The organism is Tessaracoccus terricola, from assembly GCF_054776555.1.
In genome coordinates this window covers 143661-161594 of record NZ_BAAHBS010000003.1, presented here as the reverse complement: position 1 = coordinate 161594, position 17934 = coordinate 143661, and the positions used below count along the sequence as shown (strand labels likewise).

General features: G+C 71.0%; 13 protein-coding genes and 1 pseudogene. 2 read left to right on the top strand and 12 right to left on the bottom strand.

Translation table 11 applies throughout. The annotated features are described in order from the left end of the window. Window positions 1-5 precede the first annotated feature (5 nt). Together ACYU7G_RS05395 and dnaE are read right to left on the bottom strand one after the other, a co-directional pair. On the bottom strand, window positions 6-590 hold the full coding sequence (locus ACYU7G_RS05395; RefSeq protein ID WP_461105563.1) for a hypothetical protein: 585 nt from the start codon (window positions 588-590) through the stop codon (window positions 6-8). Further along, complete coding sequence (gene dnaE, locus ACYU7G_RS05390) at window positions 583-4122, bottom strand: DNA polymerase III subunit alpha (protein WP_461105561.1); 3540 nt, start codon at window positions 4120-4122, stop codon at window positions 583-585. The genes ACYU7G_RS05395 and dnaE overlap by 8 nt, the downstream gene beginning before the upstream one ends. 122 nt (window positions 4123-4244) lie before the next feature. Between dnaE and ACYU7G_RS05385 the strand changes: the two are divergent. Together ACYU7G_RS05385 and ACYU7G_RS05380 are read left to right on the top strand one after the other, a co-directional pair. Next, window positions 4245-4565, top strand: a pseudogene (locus ACYU7G_RS05385) (pirin family protein); the annotation flags it as partial. Between the two features lie 92 nt (window positions 4566-4657). Next, window positions 4658-5227, top strand: coding sequence for a pirin family protein (locus tag ACYU7G_RS05380; RefSeq protein ID WP_461105559.1), 570 nt, complete (start codon window positions 4658-4660; stop codon window positions 5225-5227). A 6-nt stretch (window positions 5228-5233) separates the two neighbouring features. On the opposite strand, the gene ACYU7G_RS05375 is transcribed toward ACYU7G_RS05380, so the two are convergent. The 10 genes from ACYU7G_RS05375 to ACYU7G_RS05330 form a co-directional block, all read right to left on the bottom strand. Further along, complete coding sequence (locus ACYU7G_RS05375) at window positions 5234-5470, bottom strand: DUF2249 domain-containing protein (RefSeq protein ID WP_461105557.1); 237 nt, start codon at window positions 5468-5470, stop codon at window positions 5234-5236. Window positions 5471-5500: 30 nt separating this feature from the next. After that, window positions 5501-6538, bottom strand: a complete 1038-nt coding sequence (locus tag ACYU7G_RS05370) for a phosphotransferase family protein (RefSeq protein WP_461105555.1) — start codon at window positions 6536-6538, stop codon at window positions 5501-5503. Beyond that, window positions 6535-7707 carry a phosphotransferase gene (locus tag ACYU7G_RS05365; protein ID WP_461105553.1) on the bottom strand — a complete coding sequence of 391 codons (1173 nt, stop codon included), beginning with the start codon at window positions 7705-7707 and terminating at the stop codon, window positions 6535-6537. The genes ACYU7G_RS05370 and ACYU7G_RS05365 overlap by 4 nt, the downstream gene beginning before the upstream one ends. Continuing rightward, window positions 7704-9563 (bottom strand): ABC transporter ATP-binding protein, encoded by a 1860-nt coding sequence (locus ACYU7G_RS05360; protein WP_461105551.1) that lies wholly within the window; start codon window positions 9561-9563, stop codon window positions 7704-7706. Before ACYU7G_RS05360 ends, ACYU7G_RS05365 begins: the two co-directional genes overlap by 4 nt. Continuing rightward, the gene (locus ACYU7G_RS05355) at window positions 9560-10768 is read right to left on the bottom strand and encodes a glycosyltransferase family 4 protein (protein ID WP_461105549.1); all 1209 of its coding nucleotides are present in this window, start codon (window positions 10766-10768) and stop codon (window positions 9560-9562) included. The genes ACYU7G_RS05360 and ACYU7G_RS05355 overlap by 4 nt, the downstream gene beginning before the upstream one ends. Then, window positions 10765-11985 carry a glycosyltransferase family 4 protein gene (locus tag ACYU7G_RS05350; protein WP_461105547.1) on the bottom strand — a complete coding sequence of 407 codons (1221 nt, stop codon included), beginning with the start codon at window positions 11983-11985 and terminating at the stop codon, window positions 10765-10767. Before ACYU7G_RS05350 ends, ACYU7G_RS05355 begins: the two co-directional genes overlap by 4 nt. Continuing rightward, window positions 11975-13165, bottom strand: coding sequence for a glycosyltransferase family protein (locus ACYU7G_RS05345; RefSeq protein WP_461105545.1), 1191 nt, complete (start codon window positions 13163-13165; stop codon window positions 11975-11977). Before ACYU7G_RS05345 ends, ACYU7G_RS05350 begins: the two co-directional genes overlap by 11 nt. A gap of 143 nt (window positions 13166-13308) precedes the next feature. Then, on the bottom strand, window positions 13309-14919 hold the full coding sequence (locus tag ACYU7G_RS05340) for a hypothetical protein (RefSeq protein WP_461105543.1): 1611 nt from the start codon (window positions 14917-14919) through the stop codon (window positions 13309-13311). Between the two features lie 415 nt (window positions 14920-15334). Beyond that, window positions 15335-15976 (bottom strand): LuxR C-terminal-related transcriptional regulator, encoded by a 642-nt coding sequence (locus ACYU7G_RS05335; protein ID WP_461105541.1) that lies wholly within the window; start codon window positions 15974-15976, stop codon window positions 15335-15337. Further along, window positions 15964-17877 carry a sensor histidine kinase gene (locus ACYU7G_RS05330; RefSeq protein ID WP_461105539.1) on the bottom strand — a complete coding sequence of 638 codons (1914 nt, stop codon included), beginning with the start codon at window positions 17875-17877 and terminating at the stop codon, window positions 15964-15966. Before ACYU7G_RS05330 ends, ACYU7G_RS05335 begins: the two co-directional genes overlap by 13 nt. Window positions 17878-17934: the final 57 nt, after the last annotated feature.

Here is a 17934-nt window from a genome sequence, read left to right as displayed (position 1 = left end):
ACAGTCTAGTCGGCCGCGACGCCCTCCCCGGCCACCATGTCCGCCGGCGTCGGGGACTCCTCGGGCCAGAACGCCGAGAACAGCATCACCGGGGTGATCGCCAGGAACGGGGCCACGAGGATCGCGGCGTGGGCCTGTAGTGCCAGGTCCACCGGTACGACGTCACCGGGACCCGCACTGGCGAGCCGCTCGGAGAAGCCGCTGCCGCCGAGCAGGAGCCCGAACTGCCACACCACGAGCGCACCCGCGGTGGAGCCCACCACCGCCAGGAGGCACACCCACCAGCCCAGGTTGCGGAACAGCAGCCAGCTCACGATCCCCGCCGCAAGGCCGAGGATCCCCACCAGCAGCGTGAAGAACGCATCCGCCGCGAACATGCCGGCCAGCCCGCGCTCGTCCATGGTGGCGCCGAGGTCCTCCAGGACGGTGTATCCCGGTCGGTAGGCCCCCAGGAACCAGATCAGGCCGAGGACCAGTCCCGCCAGTGCGCAGCCCACCAGGAACGACGGTATGGACCACCGCGCGTCGCTCAGTGTCCTGCGCCACCGCGCGAACCAGCGCGGCTGCGCGGCGAAGGGGATCTCACTCATTTGTTCCAACTCTAGCCACGCCCACCGCGCTGGGACCGAGGATGGCCTTCAGGTCCGCGAACAATGGCGAGCCCGGTGCCACGCGGTAGCCGTCGCCCAGCTTGAACGTGGTGACCTTCTGGTCACTGCGCAACTGCAGGTGCACCTCGGAGGAGCCGGGGTACTCCGAGAGCACCTTCTTCAGCCGGTCGACGATGGTGGGGGTGCACCGCACGGCGGGCAGGGTCAGCATCACCGGACCCGAGCCGCCGTCGGGGTTCACCTGTGGGGCGACGATGTCCTGGGCCCGCATCCGGACCCGGTCCTCCTCGGAGTCCACCACGCCGCGCACGGACACGATCGTGTCCGGTGCGAGGTGCATGGCCACCTGGTCGTAGACGCGTGGGAACACCATCACCTCGATCGACGAGGTGAGGTCCTCCACCGTGATCGTCGCCCAGAACGCGCCCTTCTTGTTCACCCGGCGGTTGACGCCGGTGATGAGGCCGCACACCGTCGTCTCGCCGCGATAGCCCTCGGGCGAGGCGACCGACGTGATGGAGTGCTGCCCGTTGGCCTCCAGCACGTGCTCGAGCCCGTTGAGCGGGTGGTCGGAGACGTAGAGACCCAGCATCTCGCGCTCGAAGGCGAGCTTGGTGCGCCGGTCCCACTCGTCCAGGTCCGGGATCGGCGAGTGCTCGTAGGCCTCGTCCCCGTCCTCCATCCCGAAGGCCCCGAAGAGGTCGTCCTGCCCGTTCTCGGCGTTCTTCTTCACGTCGATGATGCCGTCCACGGCGTTCTCGTAGACGCTCATCAGGCTGCGACGGGTGTGGCCGAGTTCGTCGAAGGCGCCGGCCTTGATGAGCGACTCGATGACGCGCTTGTTGCAGATCAGCAGCGGGGCCTTGTCCAAGAAGTCGTTGAAGTCCTTGGCGGGTCCCTTCTCGGCACGCTCCGCGGTCCAGGCCTGCACCACCTTGTCACCAACGTTGCGAATGGCACCCAGGCCGTAGCGGATGTCCTTGCCCACCGGCGTGAACTGCGTCTCCGAGGAGTTGACGTCGGGCGGCAGCACGCGGATGCCCATGTGGCGGCACTCGGCCAGGTAGCCGGCGGACTTGTCCTTGTCGTCGCGGACGGACTGCAGCAGGGCCGCCATGTACTCGGTCGGGTAGTTGGCCTTGAGGTAGGCGGTCCAGTAGGAGATGACCCCGTAGGCAGCCGAGTGGGCCTTGTTGAAGGCGTAGTCGGAGAACGGGAGCAGCACGTCCCAGAGCGCCTTGATGGCCTCCTTGGAGTAGCCCCGCTCCAGCATTCCGCCGGAGAAGATCTCGTACTGGGCGTCCAGCTCGGACTTCTTCTTCTTGCCCATGGCGCGGCGCAGCATGTCGGCACCGCCCAGCGTGTAGCCGGCCAGCTGCTGGGCGATGGCCATCACCTGCTCCTGGTACACGATCAGGCCGTAGGTCTCGCCCAGGATCGGCTCCAGCGCCTCCGCCAGTTCCGGGTGGAGCGGTTCCACCTCCTCGCGCCCGGTCTTGCGTCGGGCGTACTTGTTGTGGGAGTCGGCGCCCATCGGCCCGGGGCGGTAGAGCGCGCCCACTGCGGAGATGTCCTCGAAGGTGTCGGGCCGCATGGAGCGCAGCAGTGCCCGCATGGGCCCGCCGTCGAGCTGGAACACCCCGAGCGTGTCACCGGCCGCCAGCAGGTCGAAGGTCGCCTGGTCGTCGAGGGGGAGGTCGTCCAGGACGAGGTCCACGTCCTGGTTGATCTTGATGTTGCGGACGGCGTCGTCGATCACCGTCAGGTTCCGCAGCCCGAGGAAGTCCATCTTGATCAGGCCGAGGGACTCGCAGCCGGGGTAGTCGAACTGCGTGATGATGGCGCCGTCGGACTCGCGCTTCATCACCGGGATGACGTCCTGCAGCGGGGCGTTGGACATGATCACACCGGCGGCGTGGACGCCCCACTGGCGCTTCAGGTCCTCGATGCCCTTCGCCGTGTCCACGACGGTGCGCACGTCCGGGTCGCTGTTGTAGAGGTCCCGGAACTCGTTGCCCTCGTTGTAGCGCTTGTGGTTCGGGTCGAACAGCCCGGTCAGCGGGACACCCTTGCCCATCACGTCCGGGGGCATCGCCTTGGTGATCCGCTCCCCCACCGCGAACGGCATGTCCAGGACGCGGGAGGCGTCCTTGACGGCGGCCTTGGCCTTGATGGATCCGTAGGTGACGATCTGGGCCACCTTGTCCGAGCCGTACTTGCGGGTCACGTACTGGATCACCTCGCCGCGGCGACGATCATCGAAGTCGATGTCGAAGTCGGGCATGGAGACGCGCTCGGGGTTGAGGAACCGCTCGAACAGCAGGCCGTGCTGGATGGGGTCCAGGTCCGTGATCCGCAGGGCGTAGGCACAGATGGAGCCGGCGCCCGAGCCTCGCCCGGGACCCACGCGGATGCCGTTGTTCTTGGCCCAGTTGATGAAGTCGGCGACGACGAGGAAGTAGCCGGTGAAGCCCATCGAGGAGATGATCCGGGTCTCGAACGCCGCCCGCTCCCGGACCTCCTGCGAGATGCCGTTCGGGTAGCGGAACTGCAGCCCGCGCTCCATCTCCTTGGCGAACCAGGTGTCCTCGGTCTCGCCCTCGGGGACGTCGAACTTCGGCATGTAGGTGCCCATGCCCTCGTCGAACTCGGTCTCGATCTGTTCGGCGATGGCCAGGGTGTTGTCGCAGGCCTCGGGAAGTTCTGAGAACAGGGCGCGCATCTCGGCGGCCGACTTCAGGTAGTAGCCGGAGCCGTCGAACTTGAACCGGTCCGTGGCGGCCTTGCGGGAACCGGCGGACACGCACAGCAGGGTGTCGTGGGCGTCGGCGTCGTCGGCGTGGACGTAGTGGAGGTCGTTGGTGGCCACCAGCGGCAGCTGCAGGTCCTTGGCCAGCCGCAGCAGGTCCTTTCGGACCTTGTTCTCGATCGACAGCCCGTGGTCCATCAGCTCGACGTAGAAGTTGCCGGCACCGAAGATGTCGCGGAACTCCGCCGCTGCGTTGCGGGCGTTCTCGTACTGGCCGAGCCGCAGGAACGTCTGCACCTCCCCCGACGGGCAGCCGGTTGTGGCGATCAGGCCCTTGCCGTACTCGTTGAGCAATTCCCGGTCCGCGCGCGGCTTGTAGAAGAACCCTTCCAGGGAACTGCGTGAGCTGAGCCGGAAGAGGTTGTGCATGCCGGCCTTGTTGGCGGCCCACATCGTCATGTGGGTGTAGGCGCCCTTCGAGGCCACGTCGTCGCCGGTGCCGTCGCCGAACTGGACGCGCTTGCGCTCCGAGCGGTGGGTGCGTGGCGTCAGGTAGGCCTCGAGGCCGATGATGGGCTTCACGTCGTAGTTCTTCGAGGCCTTGTAGAACTCGTAGGCACCGAACAGGTTCCCGTGGTCGGACATGGCCAGGGCGGGCATGCCCATCTGCTCCGCACCCTTGAACAGGTCATGGATCCGAGCTGCACCATCCAGCATCGAGAACTCCGTGTGCACATGCAGGTGGACGAACTGGTCCGACACCCAATCTCCTCTTGTTTCCTCGAGCCTTGGTCAACGAGCCCCCACCCTACCCCTGCGGCCCGACAGTTCTGGCGCGCGACCCGGCCCTCTCGCCTAGGCTCGGGGAAGGCGAGGAGGCCAGCATGAGCAACACCGACACCGACCCACAACTCCTGGACTGCACGGCCAACCGGGAGCACCATCCGGACCACGTCCAGGTGCTCGAGCCCAAGGACGTTCCGCTCGGCGGCGAGGACGCGATGCGCGTGCGCCGGACGCTGCCGTCGATGACCCGCTCGTTCGTCGGGGCCTGGTGCTTCGCGGACCACTACGGCCCGGAGGAGGGCGTCTGCATGGACGTCGCCCCCCACCCCCACACCAGCCTGCAGACGGTGAGCTGGCTGTTCTCGGGTGAGATCGAGCACCGCGACTCGGGCGGCGTGCACGAGATGGTGCGTCCGGGCGAGGTGAACCTGATGACGTCCGGCTATGGCATCTCCCACTCCGAGGTGTCCAAACGAAGCGGGACCTGCTGCACGGCGTCCAGCTGTGGGTGGTGCTCCCCGAGGAGGACAAGGACCTGGTGCGGGACTTCCAGCACCACGTGCCTGACCTGTACGAGGCCGACGGGGTGCGGGCGAAGGTCCTGGTGGGCGCGCTCGACGACGCCTTCTCCCCGGTGCGCTCCGAGACTCCGCTGCTGGGTGCAGAGGTGGTGCTGGACCCGGGCGTGACCTGGGAGTTCGCCGTCGACCCCGGGTTCGAGCACGGGGTGCTGGTGGACACCGGCCACGTCGACTTCGACGGTGTCCGGCTGGACCGCAGCGCCATGGGCGTGCGCGACTCCGGACTGGACCACATGCGCCTGACGAACCCCACCGACGCCCCAGCCCGGGTCATGCTCCTCGGCGGCGAGCCGTTCGACGAGGGCATCGTGATGTGGTGGAACTTCATCGGCCGCAGCCACGAGGACATCGTGCGGCTACGGCAGGAGTGGAACGAGGCGCCGGAGGACCGGTTCGGTCGGGTCCGTGGGTACCGCGGCCCCATGGACCGGCTCCCGGCGCCGGAACTGCCGGCCAACCTGCGGCTGAAGCGCCGGTTCCGGCGCGGCCGCGAGAGCTGAGTTCCGCTACTTCTCGGTCCGGCCGATCCGCACCCGCCAGACCTCCGGCCCGTTCTCGAGGTAGTCCCAGGTGAACTCGCCCTCGTGCTCCGCCGCGAACTGGTAGTACAGCGGCTTCGGGTCGTGGTCATTGACCAGGACGAAGGCCTCGCCGGCACCCAGCGCGTTCCACGTGCTGAAGATGGTGCTGTGGCGCTGCGCGGGAGCGAGTTCTCGGACGTCCAGATCAGGGGTGTCAGTCATGCCCCGAACGTTAGTACAAGTATTTTGTATTTATCCCAGTAGCTCCTGGAGGTGCTGGGCCGCCTCGGCGTGGCCGGGGCGGAAGGCGTAGACACAGCGGATCCGCACCAGGGTGGCCCGCTCGAACACGGCGACGTCCTGCGGGGGCACGCCCAGTGACTCGGCGATCCGGTCCACGGCTGCCCGGACCACGTCGGCCCGGTCCTCGGACCACAGGCCCTGCAGGACACGCCATTGGGCGTGGGCGCGCAGGTTGCCGAGGTCCAGGCCGGGGTGGGCCAGGCACGCGGTGTCGACGTCGAGCAGCCCGGGTCCGAGGTCGGGATCCCACAGGAGCTGCTTGTCGTGCAGGTCCCGGTGGGTGGGCGCCCAGAACGGCACGCGCAGTCGGAGCAGACGGGAAGCGGCGGCGTCGACGAGGCCGCGCAGGCCAGTCGGGTCCTTCACCCAGTCCGCGGCCCGCTGGTACCACTGCTCCAGCACCCTCGCCTCGTCCTCGAGTCCGTGGCGGCGGGCGGGGACGTCTTGGGGCGGCGTGGCCGCCCCGTGGCTGCGCAGCACGGCGTGCGCCACGTCCGCCCAGGCCAGGCGCCACTGCGCGTCGGTGAACTCCTCGGACACGTGGAGGCTGGTTCCCGGGAGTCCTGCGAAGGTGACGGTGGCGTCGGTGGTGCCGAGCACCTCCGGGGTGCGGAACCCTGCCTCGAAGGCGCGAGCCTGGTCGATGCCCGCGAGGATTCCTTCGGCGCGGCCGGCGCGGACCACCTTGGTGAACTCGGCGCCGTCCTCGCCATCCATCTTGACGACGGCGCGCTTGCGGAGGCGGTGGGACACCACGGCGCCCTTCGCAGCCAGCCCGGGCAGGTCCTTCAACTTCGGGTCCGAGCCGACGGGCAGCAGCTCGAGTTCCCCGCCGTGCCAGAGGCCGGCGGCCACCGAGCCGTCGCCGGCGTCAGCCTCGACGGCGAGCCCGGCCGCGGGCTCGTCGCCCAGCGGCCAGGCGCGGGCGATCCGCCAGACGCGACCGTCGGCCACCACCTCCGTGGGCGGCATCTGGACAGTGGTCATGACAGTCTCCCCAAGGCTTGTTCGGTCAGTTCCAGACGGGTGGCGAGCTGCACGGGCCAGTCCGGAAGCAGCTTCCTGAAGGGGTCGATGGCGGCCCGGAACTGCGCGATCGCCTCCGCGATCGTCAGGCGGCGCAGGTCCGGAGGGCCCATGGACTCCGCGTGGCCGGCGAGGAACGGCTCAACCAATTGCGACAGGTCCTCCGCCGCGCAGGCGGCCAGCCACGACCCGACGTCGAGGACCGCGGGCCCGGAACGGGCACGGTCGAGGTCCACCACCCGGATCCCCGCGGAACCGTCGTGGAGGACCTGGTCCGGTGACAGGTCACCGTGCAACCACGACGGCTCGGAGCGTCCCAGTTCGTCGAACAAGGGTGAGAGCCGGTCGGCGATGCGCCGGATGCGGCCCTCCTCCCACGGAGCCGACTCGAGCAGCCCCGCGGCCGTGGCGTCCGGACGGGACTCAGGGGGCGTCTCCGGCTGCCACGCCATACCCTGGGTGCGGGCGTGGAGGGTGCCGAGCCTGCGTCCCGCGGCCAGCGCCGCCGCCGGTAGCGGCTCGGTGTGGAGGTCTCCGCTCCCCCACCAGGGCGTCAGCGAGGCCGTCCCGCGAGACCCCAAGGTCTCGGGCACCAGCGTCGGGACCCCCGCCTCGGCCCAGCGCCGCGACGCGTCGACGAGGTTGTCGGTGCCCGTGCTCACACGGAGCACGGCCGGACCCGAGCCCGCATCGACCGCGGCCACCACTCTCTTGCCGGGGTTGTAGCGCAGCACGCGCCAGTCGATCTCCTCACCGAGGGCCTCGCGGGCGGACAGCAGGTGCTTTCCCAGCGCCCGATCACTGCGCAGCCCTCCCCACAACAGCAGGCTGCTTCCCACCCGCTGGAGTTGGACGTTCTCCCCCGCGAGCTCCGCTCGCAGGACCGCCTTGTCAGCCTTGTGCGGGTCCTTCGTCACCTCCGCCCAGCCCCAGTCCGGCGTCGGGGAGCCGTCGGCCGCCCGCCACGCGACGTGGATGCTGCGTCCCACCTTGAGGCGCACGTGCTCGATGACCGCCCGGTGACCCATCAGCGCGGACAGTGCTGCATCGTCCAGCACGAGCCCGGCGCCTTCGAGGCCTGCGAGGGCGGCCACCGTCTGCGTGGCCTCGGCGGTGCTCGGGGCGGTCATGCGTCCAACTCCACCGGAGTGCGCTGGGAGGCCACCAGCACCTCGGCCTCCGGATTGTGATCGGCCGCCCAGCGGGCCAGGCGACTGCTCGGGTCCGCCAGCAGTTCCTGCGGGCGTCCGTCCTCCAGGATGCGTCCATCCTCCAGCCAGAGCACACGGTCCATGTCGCGCAGCATGATCAGGTCATGCGTGATGGCCAGGGCCGTGCGGTGGCGGGTCAGTTCGCGCAGCCCCTCCTGCACGTGTTGGCGGGAGGCGGGGTCGAGTCCCGTGGTGGGCTCGTCGAGGATGACGATCGGGGCGTCACGCACCATCGCACGGGCCAGCGAGATCCGCTGCCGCTGTCCACCGGAGAGGGTGTCACCGCGCTGCCCGAGCGGCGTGTCGTAGCCCTGGGGCAGGGACATGATGAAGTCGTGGGCGCCGGCGCGGCGGGCGGCCTGCTCCACCTCCGCGTCGGTGGCCTCGAGCCGCCCGTACCGGATGTTCTCACGCACCGTCGTGGCGAACAGTACGGCCTCCTGAAGGAGGATCGCCATGGTGTGGCGCAGGTCCTCCTTGCTCACCAGTCGGGTGTCGAAGCCGTCGATCAGGACCGCACCGGTGTCGGTGTCCGCGAGCCGCAGCAGGTAGCTGACCAGCGTCGACTTGCCGGAGCCGGACGGGCCCACGATTCCCACCCGCTGGCCGGCGGGGATGTAGAGGTCGAGCCCGGCGAAGAGCTGACGGCCACGCCCATCGCGGGCGCTGATGCGGTCGAAGGCGATGTCGCCACGGATGCGGCGCATCGGAACGGCTCGGTCCGGGTTCGCGATCTCGACCTCCTCGTCCAGCAGGTCCGCGATCCGCTCCCCGGAGGCAGTTGCGCGCGAGATCCGGCCGGTGTACTTGGCCATGTCGCGCAGGGGCTTCATGGCCACCTTCAGGTACATCAGGAACAGCACCATGTCTCCGGGGGTCATGATGCCGCCCAGCACCTGCCAACCGCCGAAGCCGAGGACGACAGCGGTGGAGAGCCCCACGAGGACGTCGGTGGAGCGCTCGAGCCGTGCGGACAGGCGCCGGGCGCGGATGTTGGCCTTCAGGGCCGAGGCGTTGCCGGAGGCGAAGCCCTTGGCGACGGTGTCCTCGAGCCCGTAGGCCTGGACGACGCGGATGGCCGCGAGGGCCTCCGCGGCGTCGCCGACGAGCTTGCCCTCACCCTTGCGGGTGGCGCGGGAGGCAGAGGTGATCTTCGGTGCGGAGACCCGCGAGAGCAGGAAGTACAGGCCCGCCGTGGCGACCACGATCAAGGACAGCACCGGGTTGAGCACCAGGACGACGACGAGCAGCACCGACAGCGTCATGACGTTGCCCACCAGCGGCAGGCCGGCGGACACGGCCACCTCCTGCAGCCTGCCCATGTCACCCACCAGTCGCTGCGAGGTGTCGCCGATGGAGGCGTTGGAGTGGTAGCGCATGGACAGCGACTGGATGTGGTTGAACACGCGGGTGCGCAGCCTGGTGACCACCTTCACGCCCGTCTTGGCGAAGGAGATGGTGGACACGTAGTTGCAGGCGGCCCGGCCCGCGACGAGCACGGCCAGAACCAGGGCCCAGGTGACCAGGGTGCGGGCGACGTTCGGGTCCATGTTGGTGACGCCTACGAGGTTGGCGCCGAGCGCCTTGGTGACCGCGTCCACGGCGTACTTTACGGGCCACGGCTCGAGGATGCGGAACACGACGTCGCCGGCCAGCGCGGCCAGGCCGACGGCGATCAGGACGCGATGCTCCTTGAGGTACGGGACCAGCAGCCGCAGGGTCCGGCGCAGGCCGTCGTTGTGGCGGCCGCGATCAGAGGCGGTGCGGCTGCTCATGCTGCGAGCCCCTCCTCCTCGGCGGTCGCGTCGAGGTGGCCGAGCAGTTCCAGCGCACGCTGGTTCCACCCGTGCCCGCGCACCACGGCCTCGCGGCCGGCACGCCCGAGGTCGGCCCGCAGCCCGGGCCGGTCGGCGAGCAACCGCAGGGCTTCGGCCAGCGCCGGGACGTCACCGGGGGGCACGGTCAGGCCGTTGCCCCCGTCGAGCAGGTCTGGCAGTTCGCCGATCGCCGATGCCACAACCGCCACGCCGGCGGCCATGTACTCGTACACCTTGAGGGGTGAGAAGTAGTGTCCGTCCTCGCTGGCGGGAGCCGGGTAGGGGGCGACGGCGACGTCGAGGCCACCGAGCAGCGCCGGGACGTCTGCGGGGGCCACCGCCCCGTGGAAGACGGTCCGCTCGGAGATGCCGAGCGAGGCCGCGAGCTCGGCGAGCCGGCCCCGTTCCGGGCCGTCGCCGCAGATCTCCAGCCGCCAGTCCTCCCGGTCGGCGGCGGCGAAGCCTTCCAGGAGCGCCTCGGTACCGTGCCAGGGCTTCAGGGTCCCGACGAAGCCCACCGTGAACGGGCGGTCCGCGGGGCTCGGGACGGGGCGGATGCGATCAGTGTTGACCCCGTTGGGAATGACGTGGACGCGTCCGGCGGCGCCGGGCGTGCGGCTGCGGACCCAGTCGGCCACGGGCTTCGACACGCAACTGACGACGTCGGCCCCGGCGAGCGTGGCCGAGGTGAGGTCCTCAGCCAGTTCCTCGTGGGCCAGGTGGCGATGGGCGCGCTGCTCATCGAGCAGGGGTGCGTTGACCTCGAGCGCCAGCCGGGTGGCGTGGCCACGGGCCCGCATGAGGGCACGGAGTTGGGCGCCGGCGGCCGAGAACAGGGAGTAGCGCTCGTAGACGAGGTCGATCCCCTCCACCCCGGCGTCGGCGGCGGCCTGCACGGCCATCCGGGCGGCGGCCCGGGACACCTCCAGCTCCCGCTCACCCGGATCCTTGCTGCGAGCCATGGCGATGGTTCGCACCTCGAGGTCTGCGAGGTCGTCGGGGACCAGTTCGTCGCCGTTCTTGAGTCCGCGCAGCAGCGTGTAGACGGTCACCTCGTGGCCCTCGGAGCGCAGCGCGCGGACCATCTCCTGGACGTGCACGGAGGCACCCTTGGTGCCGAAGACGCCGATGCCGGGATCGGCCAGCAGGTATGCGATCCTCATCGCTGTCCCCTTCCGGTGGTGACGAGTTCCCGCAGGCGCGCGGCCTGGCGGCGTGAGTCGAAGGTCTCCTCGACCAGCCGGCGGGCGCGGCGGGTGACTTCGGTGTGGTCGGCCCCGGGCGCCACGGCGTCGGCGACGGCGTCGGTCAGGGCGTCCAGGTCCCCGGTGGGGACCAGCCAGCCGGTCTGGCCGTCGATGACCACCTCGCCGACGGCGGTCACCTCGGCGGCCACGCACGGGATGCCTCGGGCCATGGCCTCAAGCAGCACGGTGGGCAGGCCGTCGGCGTTGCCGTCGGCCCCGATGACGAAGGGTGCGACGAAGGCGTCGTGGCTGCCCAGCAGCCGGCCGACCTCCGCCTGCGTCACCGGGCCGAGCAACCGGACCCGGTCCTGCAGGCCCAGTTCGGCCACCTGGCGGGCAAGGTCCTCGGCCAGGGGCCCGTCGCCGGCGATGTCGCACTCGACGTCGATCCCGCGCTCGCGCAGGGCTGCGACGGCGTCGATGAGCAGGCCGAAGCCCTTCTTCTCCACGAGCCGCCCGACGGACAGCAGCCGGGGGCGTTGCCCGTTGACACGCACCGGGGTCTCCCGCACGGGGAAGCGGTCCAGCTCGAGTCCGTTGTGGACCAGGCGCAGGTTTGCACTCTGGGTCGGGAACCGACGCCGCAGGTCCGTCTCGTTGTAGCCGCTGATGGTGATGGCGTGGTGGGCCTCACCCAGTTTGCGGCCGAGTTCGGCCTCCACGACGTCGTCGTGGAAGATGTCCTTCGCGTGGGCCGTGAAGGAGTACGGCAGGCCGGAGAGCCGGCCCGCGAGCCTGGCCACCGTCGTGGCGACCGAGGCGAAGTGGGCGTGCAGGTGGGTGACACCGTGGGCCAGCGCCTGGTGGGCAACCTCGACGGCCTGGGCCGCCTCGTCGGCCGGGTGGACCAACAGTTCCGGCAGTTCCCGGGCGACGGCGGCGGTGAAGCCGGCGTCGCCGGTCCGCAGCTGTTCCCACATCCGGTTCACCGACGTGGGGCGTCCGACATGGATGACCGGGGCCTGCACCCGCGCCAGTTCCGGGTGGAACTTGGGGTCCGTGGTGGGGCGCAGGGAGAAGATGACGATCCGCTCCCCCTGTGCCTCGCGGGCGAGGATCTCGGAGACCACGAAGGTCTCGGAGAAGCGGGGGTACATCTTGAGCACGTATCCGATGACTGGTTCAGGCTGCATGGTTTCCGACCTTCGCTGCGGTGTTGCGGGAGTTGATGAGTTCTGCGGCCAGGCGGCCCACCTCGGCGAGTCCGTCCAGGCGGATGCCGTCGCGCCGGGTGCGGCCGCCGACGGCGCCGGCGAACCACCGGCCGAGGGCCGTCGGGGAGAGTTGTTCGGCCGGCAGGACCTCGACGGCCCCGAGCGCGGCGAGGTCACCGGCCCGCATGGGCTGCTCCGCCCGGCGGGCGTTGCGCGGGACCACGAGGGCGGGGGTGGCGGTGGCCATGATCTCGGCGAGGGAGTTGTAGCCGGCCATGGACACCACGGCGGACGCCTCCTGGATGAGGGCGGGCACGTTGCTGGCCGAGCGCAGCACCCGGATGCGGTCCCCGTCGGGGTTGTCCTGCCCAAGTGCCCGGGTGGCGGCGACGTCGTCGGTAGGCATCTGCGGTCCGGTGACGATCACGTGGCGGTGTCCCGCGGGCACGGGGGCCGAGGCCGCGGCCCGGGCGATGTGGCCACCGTCCGAGCCACCGCCGACGATGGTGAGGACGTAGGGCACCTCGGCGGCCTCGCCGACGTCGGCCGGCCGCCCCTTGGACAGGTAGCCGGTGAAGTACGCGCGGTCGGCGAACAGGGCAGGCAGTTCACCGGTGGCGAGCGGGTTGTGGACGGCCTCGTCGCCGTAGATCCAGACCGCGTCGTACATGGCGGCGGCAGCCGCGGCCCCGCCGATGTCCTCCCACTCCTGCTGGACCACCGACGGGGTGTCCAGCACCTCGCGCATGCCCAGGATGGTGGTGGTGTGGTGCCGTTCGCGCAGCATCTCGAGGGCTGGGCGGAGTTCGTCGCCGACGCCGAAGGGGTGCCGGTCCGCGATGAACAGGTCCGGGCCCACCGACTCCAGCGCGGCCTTCACGGCCGCTGCTCGGAGGTCAACGAGTTCCTCCATCGCGAAGCCCAGGTTGCGGGCGGCGTAGCCCTCGGGGACCCGGGCGTAGCCGGGCAGGACGAGCCAGTCCCAGCCGTCGGGAAGGGAGTCCTGGGTGGCGTCGGGGTGACCGGCGATCAGGAAGCCGGAGACTTCCTGACCGGTGAGGGCCGGGAGGTGTTCGGCGAGGGCGTGGGCGATGGCCCGGTTGCGCCGGGCGTGGCCCAGTCCCACCGAATCGTGGGAGTACATCGCTACCTTCAACAAGATCTCATCCTTCGCTCGCGGCCTGCTTCTGGCTGGTTGGAAAGAGTCAACCAACCGTTGATGAGCGGCAGATGAGCCGGGGGTGAGTGAATTCTGAGCCCAGGATGAGAGTTTGATGAGAAGGGTGCCCGACGCTGCTGTGGCTACTCCTGCCTGACGCGGTCCTGCAGCAGCAGGACGCGCTCCAGCATGCCCATTCCCGCGAGCTCGTCGTGGTCCAGGTCGTCGAGCTGGTGCCACAGGCCCTGCTGCCAGTCCTCGTCGTCGAGCTCCGGAAGCATCCGGCTGAGTTCGAGCGAGGCGGCGGCCAGCTCCACCTGGTGGCGGGCCTGCCGGGTCAGCGGGTGGTCCGGGCCGTAGGCGGCCCTGCGCCCCGCCAGCAGCTCTGACCCGATGGCGACCTTCTCCCCGAACACTTGGAACCCGATTGCGTGCTCCAGCACGAGCGCGAGGCTGTGCTGCGTGTCCGGATGCGTGCTGCCGAGCAGCCGCCGCTGGGACTCCAGCAGGGGCCACAGCTGCTCGATCCCCTCGCCGTAGTTCCCGGAACCGCTGATCGCGGCATCGACGAACTCCTCGCGCGCGGCGATGGTGTCCGGGTGGTCGTCCCCGTGCCGCTCCAACAGCTCCCTGAGCCGCACCTCCAGCCGATCCGCCTCGTCCTGGGCGTGGCCCGTGGCCTGACGGAAGTCGCTGAGCATCTGCAGGTAGAAGTCGCTCGAGTCCTCGTCGCCGGCCATTGCGGCGTCACGGGCCACTGCCTCCATCTCCGCCACCACCGCGCCGAGGTCACTGCCCTCCGCATGGCCCTGCCACCAGGCCAGGTCGAACCGGGCGGACAGGACCTCGGGGCCCATGGGCGGGCAGGCCGCCAGGGTGTCAGCGAGGAGGCTCTGGGCAAGGTCGATCGCCAGTGCGTGTTCCCCGCCCCAGCCGGCCCTGGCGACCAGCCAGGACCGAAGCAGCCAGAGGTTGCGCTCGGGCAGCCCGGCCTTGCGGAAGCTGCTGACTGCTCCCTTGCCCAGCAGCACCGCCCCGGTGGTGTCGCGGCGGGCGGCAGCGTCCTCGGCCAACCGCCGGAACGCCAGCCCCCGGGCCACCGGGTCAGCCGTCCCGTCCCTGTCGGTGAGGGCGACGTACCAGCGGGCCACGAGCGAGGCGAGGACCGGCTCCCGCAGGTCGAACGTGCCCTCCCTGCGCTCGAGCAGCCATTGCTGCAGCGCAGCGGTGACGTTGCCGCGGACCAGCCGGGACCACGCTCCGCCGCCGAATTGGCTGCCCCGCCTGGCCTCCGCCTCCTCGTGCGCGCACTCGGCGAGGGCGCGCTCGGTGAACAGCTGCCGACCGTCGGGATGGGCCACGCACCAGCGGGCCGGGTCCACCGCGGCGTGGAGGGCCGCGTCGGCCGCGATGAGGGGCATGCCCCGCACCTCCGAGAACATCCTGGAGATGATGTCCAGCGGGAAGGGCGCCGTGACGTCGAGGTCCGGGTCCCGGGGCGCGTCGCCCTGCCACAACGGGTTCGCGACCATGGCGTGCAGCAGCGCCTCACGCGTGTCCGCCGGGAGCGCACGCCACCGGCCGCGCACCACGTCCCGGATGTCCCGGGGCAGGACGACGGAGTCGTCGTCGGACAGGTCGATCGAGCCGGTGACAGGGTCCGGGCCGATGTGCGCGGCCACGTCCTCCTGGGTGAGCCACAGCTTCAGGAACAGCGGGTTGCCGTCGAAACCCTGAGCAATCCTCCGCGCCACCTCGGCCGACGTGGCCCCCGCGTGGTCGAGGACGATCTGCGCCAGGTCCTCCGGCGGCAGCTTCGGCGGTCGACCTCCCCCTCCCCGCCCCGGGTGCGGAGCCGCTCGTAGAGCTCGCGCACGATCCTCGACTTGCCGCTGCCGGATGGTCCGGACAGCAGGGCGATACGCGGGCCGCTCCAGTCCGCACCGTCTCGGCCGCACAAGTCGTCGAGCAGACCTTCCAGCTCGTCGACGATGCCTCGGTGCGGTCCGTGGAGGGCTGCTGCCATGGATGGTCCCTTCGATGCCGTTGGTGTGGTGGCGGAGTCCGGAGACCCGGATCGCTCGACGCGTCACAGTACCGACGGGCGGGGCCATGTGGCGTCCGGATTCCCGGGGTGGGGTGGGCCAAGAGCGCCTGTGGGAAGGGAGTTCAGCGCCTGTGCGCGTCGAGGAAGGCCAGGATCGCGCGCACCCGTGGGTTGGCGTCGGGCGAGCCCGCCAGCCCCAGCTTGGCGAAGATGTTGCCGGTGTGGGTCTCGACGGTGCGCTCCGACAGACTCAGGCGGGAGGCGATGGCCTGGTTGGACCAGCCCTCGGCCATCAGGGCCAGCACGTCCAGCTCGCGTGGCGTGAGGGGGTCCAGCAGGGAGCCCGCCCGGGCGGCGCCCAGCAGGCGCGTCACCACCTCCGGGTCCACCGCGCTGCCCCCGGCCGCGACCCGCGCGAGCGCGGCGAGGAAGTCGGCCACGTCGAGGACCCGATCCTTGAGCAGGTAGCCGATGCCACCACCGGCGAGCAGTTCCACCGTGCGGCGGGTCTCGACGTGCTGGGACAGCAGCAGCACCGGCGTGGGCGGGTCCCAGGCGCGGATCTCGAGGGCGGCGGCGATGCCCTCGTCCGCCGCCGGCATCCGGACGTCCAGGACCACCACGTCCGGTCCCAGTGCCCGGACCTGGCCCACCGCAGCCGCTGCGGTGGCAGCGCGTCCCACCACCTGGTGGCCGTTGGACTCGAGGAGCGCGCCCAGCGCCTCCCGGAACAGCGCCGAGTCCTCCCCGATCACGATCCGCACGGCAGCCTCGCCTCCACCGTCGTGCCGGTGCCGGGACGCGAGTCCAGCGTGAGGGTGCCGCCCAGCGCTCCCACGCGGTCCGCGAGCCCGGTGAGGCCACCGCCCGGGGCCGGCGCGGCGCCGCCCGCGCCGTCGTCGTCCACCCGCACCGTGAGGGTGCCGTCGACGTGCTGCGCGGTGATCCGGATCCGGGAGGCCCCGGAGTGTCGCAGCGCGTTCGCGAGTGCCTCCCCGGCCACGAAGTACGCGGTGGTGGTGATCGCGTCCGGCAGTTCGGGCGCGTCCACGTCGAGCTCGACCACCTCCGGCGCCAGACGCTGCAGGTCCGCCAGCGCGGCACCCAGGCCGTCGTCGAGAGTGCTGGGCCGAACGCCGTGCGCGATGGAGCGCAGTTCCGAGACCGCCGTTGCGATCTCGGCCACGGCCGCTTCCAGGGCAGCGTCGAGGGATCCGTCGGCGCCGACGGAGCGCTGCAGCACACGCATCCGCATCCCCAGGGCGACGAGGCGCTGCTGGGCACCGTCGTGGAGGTCACGCTCCAGGCGGCGGCGTTCCTCGTACCCGGCGCGCAGCAGCCGGGCCCGGGAGGCCTCCACCTCCGAGAGGGCGGCCGCGACGACGGCGTCGGTCCGGACCGCGTCGAGCAGGGGCGCCGTGGCCCGGACCACCTCGGTGCCCGGACGCTTGACCCGCTCCGGGGAGCAGATGATCGCGCCCACCTCCGTGCCGCGCAGGTACACGGGAACGGTGGCGGGGGTGCGGACGGCGGGGCTGCCGTCCAGGTGCTGCAGTCCTGAACCGGCGCCATGCAGGTGCGCCACCCGCAGACCGTGATCACGCAGCGTCTCGCGCAGCACCCCCTCAACCTCACAAGGATGCGCGCTGCCGGCCGCAACCCGTTCGGACAGCGCACGCAGGGCGGCGACGCAGCGGGGCCGCTCCGGGTAGAAGGCCCGCTCCAGGGCTCGCTGCAAACGAGGGTGGAGCAGGGCGGCGAGCGTGGTCAGGACCGCCACCACCACCACGGCTGCCGGTGGCCACCACTGCGCGAGCGTCAGGCCCACGGCTGCGCAGGCGAGGGACAGCACGGCGAGCACCGCGCCCGCGAGGAGCGTGGTCGTGGCGGTGGCGAGGGTGGCCGCATCGACGTCGAACCGGGCCGGGCGGAGCACCGCGACGGCCACCCCGACGGGAATCGCGAGGTGGACCACGACCAGTCCGTAGACCGCCAGCTCGGGCGTCCCCAGCACGAGGTATCCCGCCCAGCACAGCAGCAGGGCCAGCGGCATGGACCAACCAGCGAGGAGGACCCACCCCAACCGCCCACGCTGGGCCTCGTCCGCCACGCGGAACCTGGCCACCGGGGCGGCCGCGCACGCGAGGAGGAGCACGAGGAACACGGGCAGCAACCCGAGCGCGACGCCCTGTGCCCACCGTCCGCCCGCTCCGTGCACCCATTCGAGGGCGACCAGCGCGTTGAAGGCGAGCACGACGCCGAGCATGGCCCAACCGAGCCCACGCCGGCGGGCCGACCCCGCGCGCCCGTCGGGCACCACCAGCAGCAGGACTGCGGGAGCCAGGTACAGCAGCATCCACGAGCCGGCGAAGGGGCCGAGCACGTCCGGGCGGAAGGAACTGGCCGCCACCACGGACAGTCCGCAGCATGCCAGCAACGGCCCGACGCTGCTGCCGGGCTCGGCTCGTGCGACCAGCGTGCCGAGCAGCAGCGGGACCAGCGCCGCCGCGTACACCGCCACCAGTTCAGGCAGCCGGACCAACAGTCCGGGAGCCACCACCGCTGCGCCGACGGCCAGCAGCACCGCAGCGGCCCAGACAGCCGCCACGGCGACGAATGCCCACGGGGCAGGCCCCCTGCCTGCGACCGGTTCCGGTCCTCCCATGGGAGAACTCTACGACCGCCCCGCCGCCCGCGGCATCCGTGCCAGCACGCAGGCGAG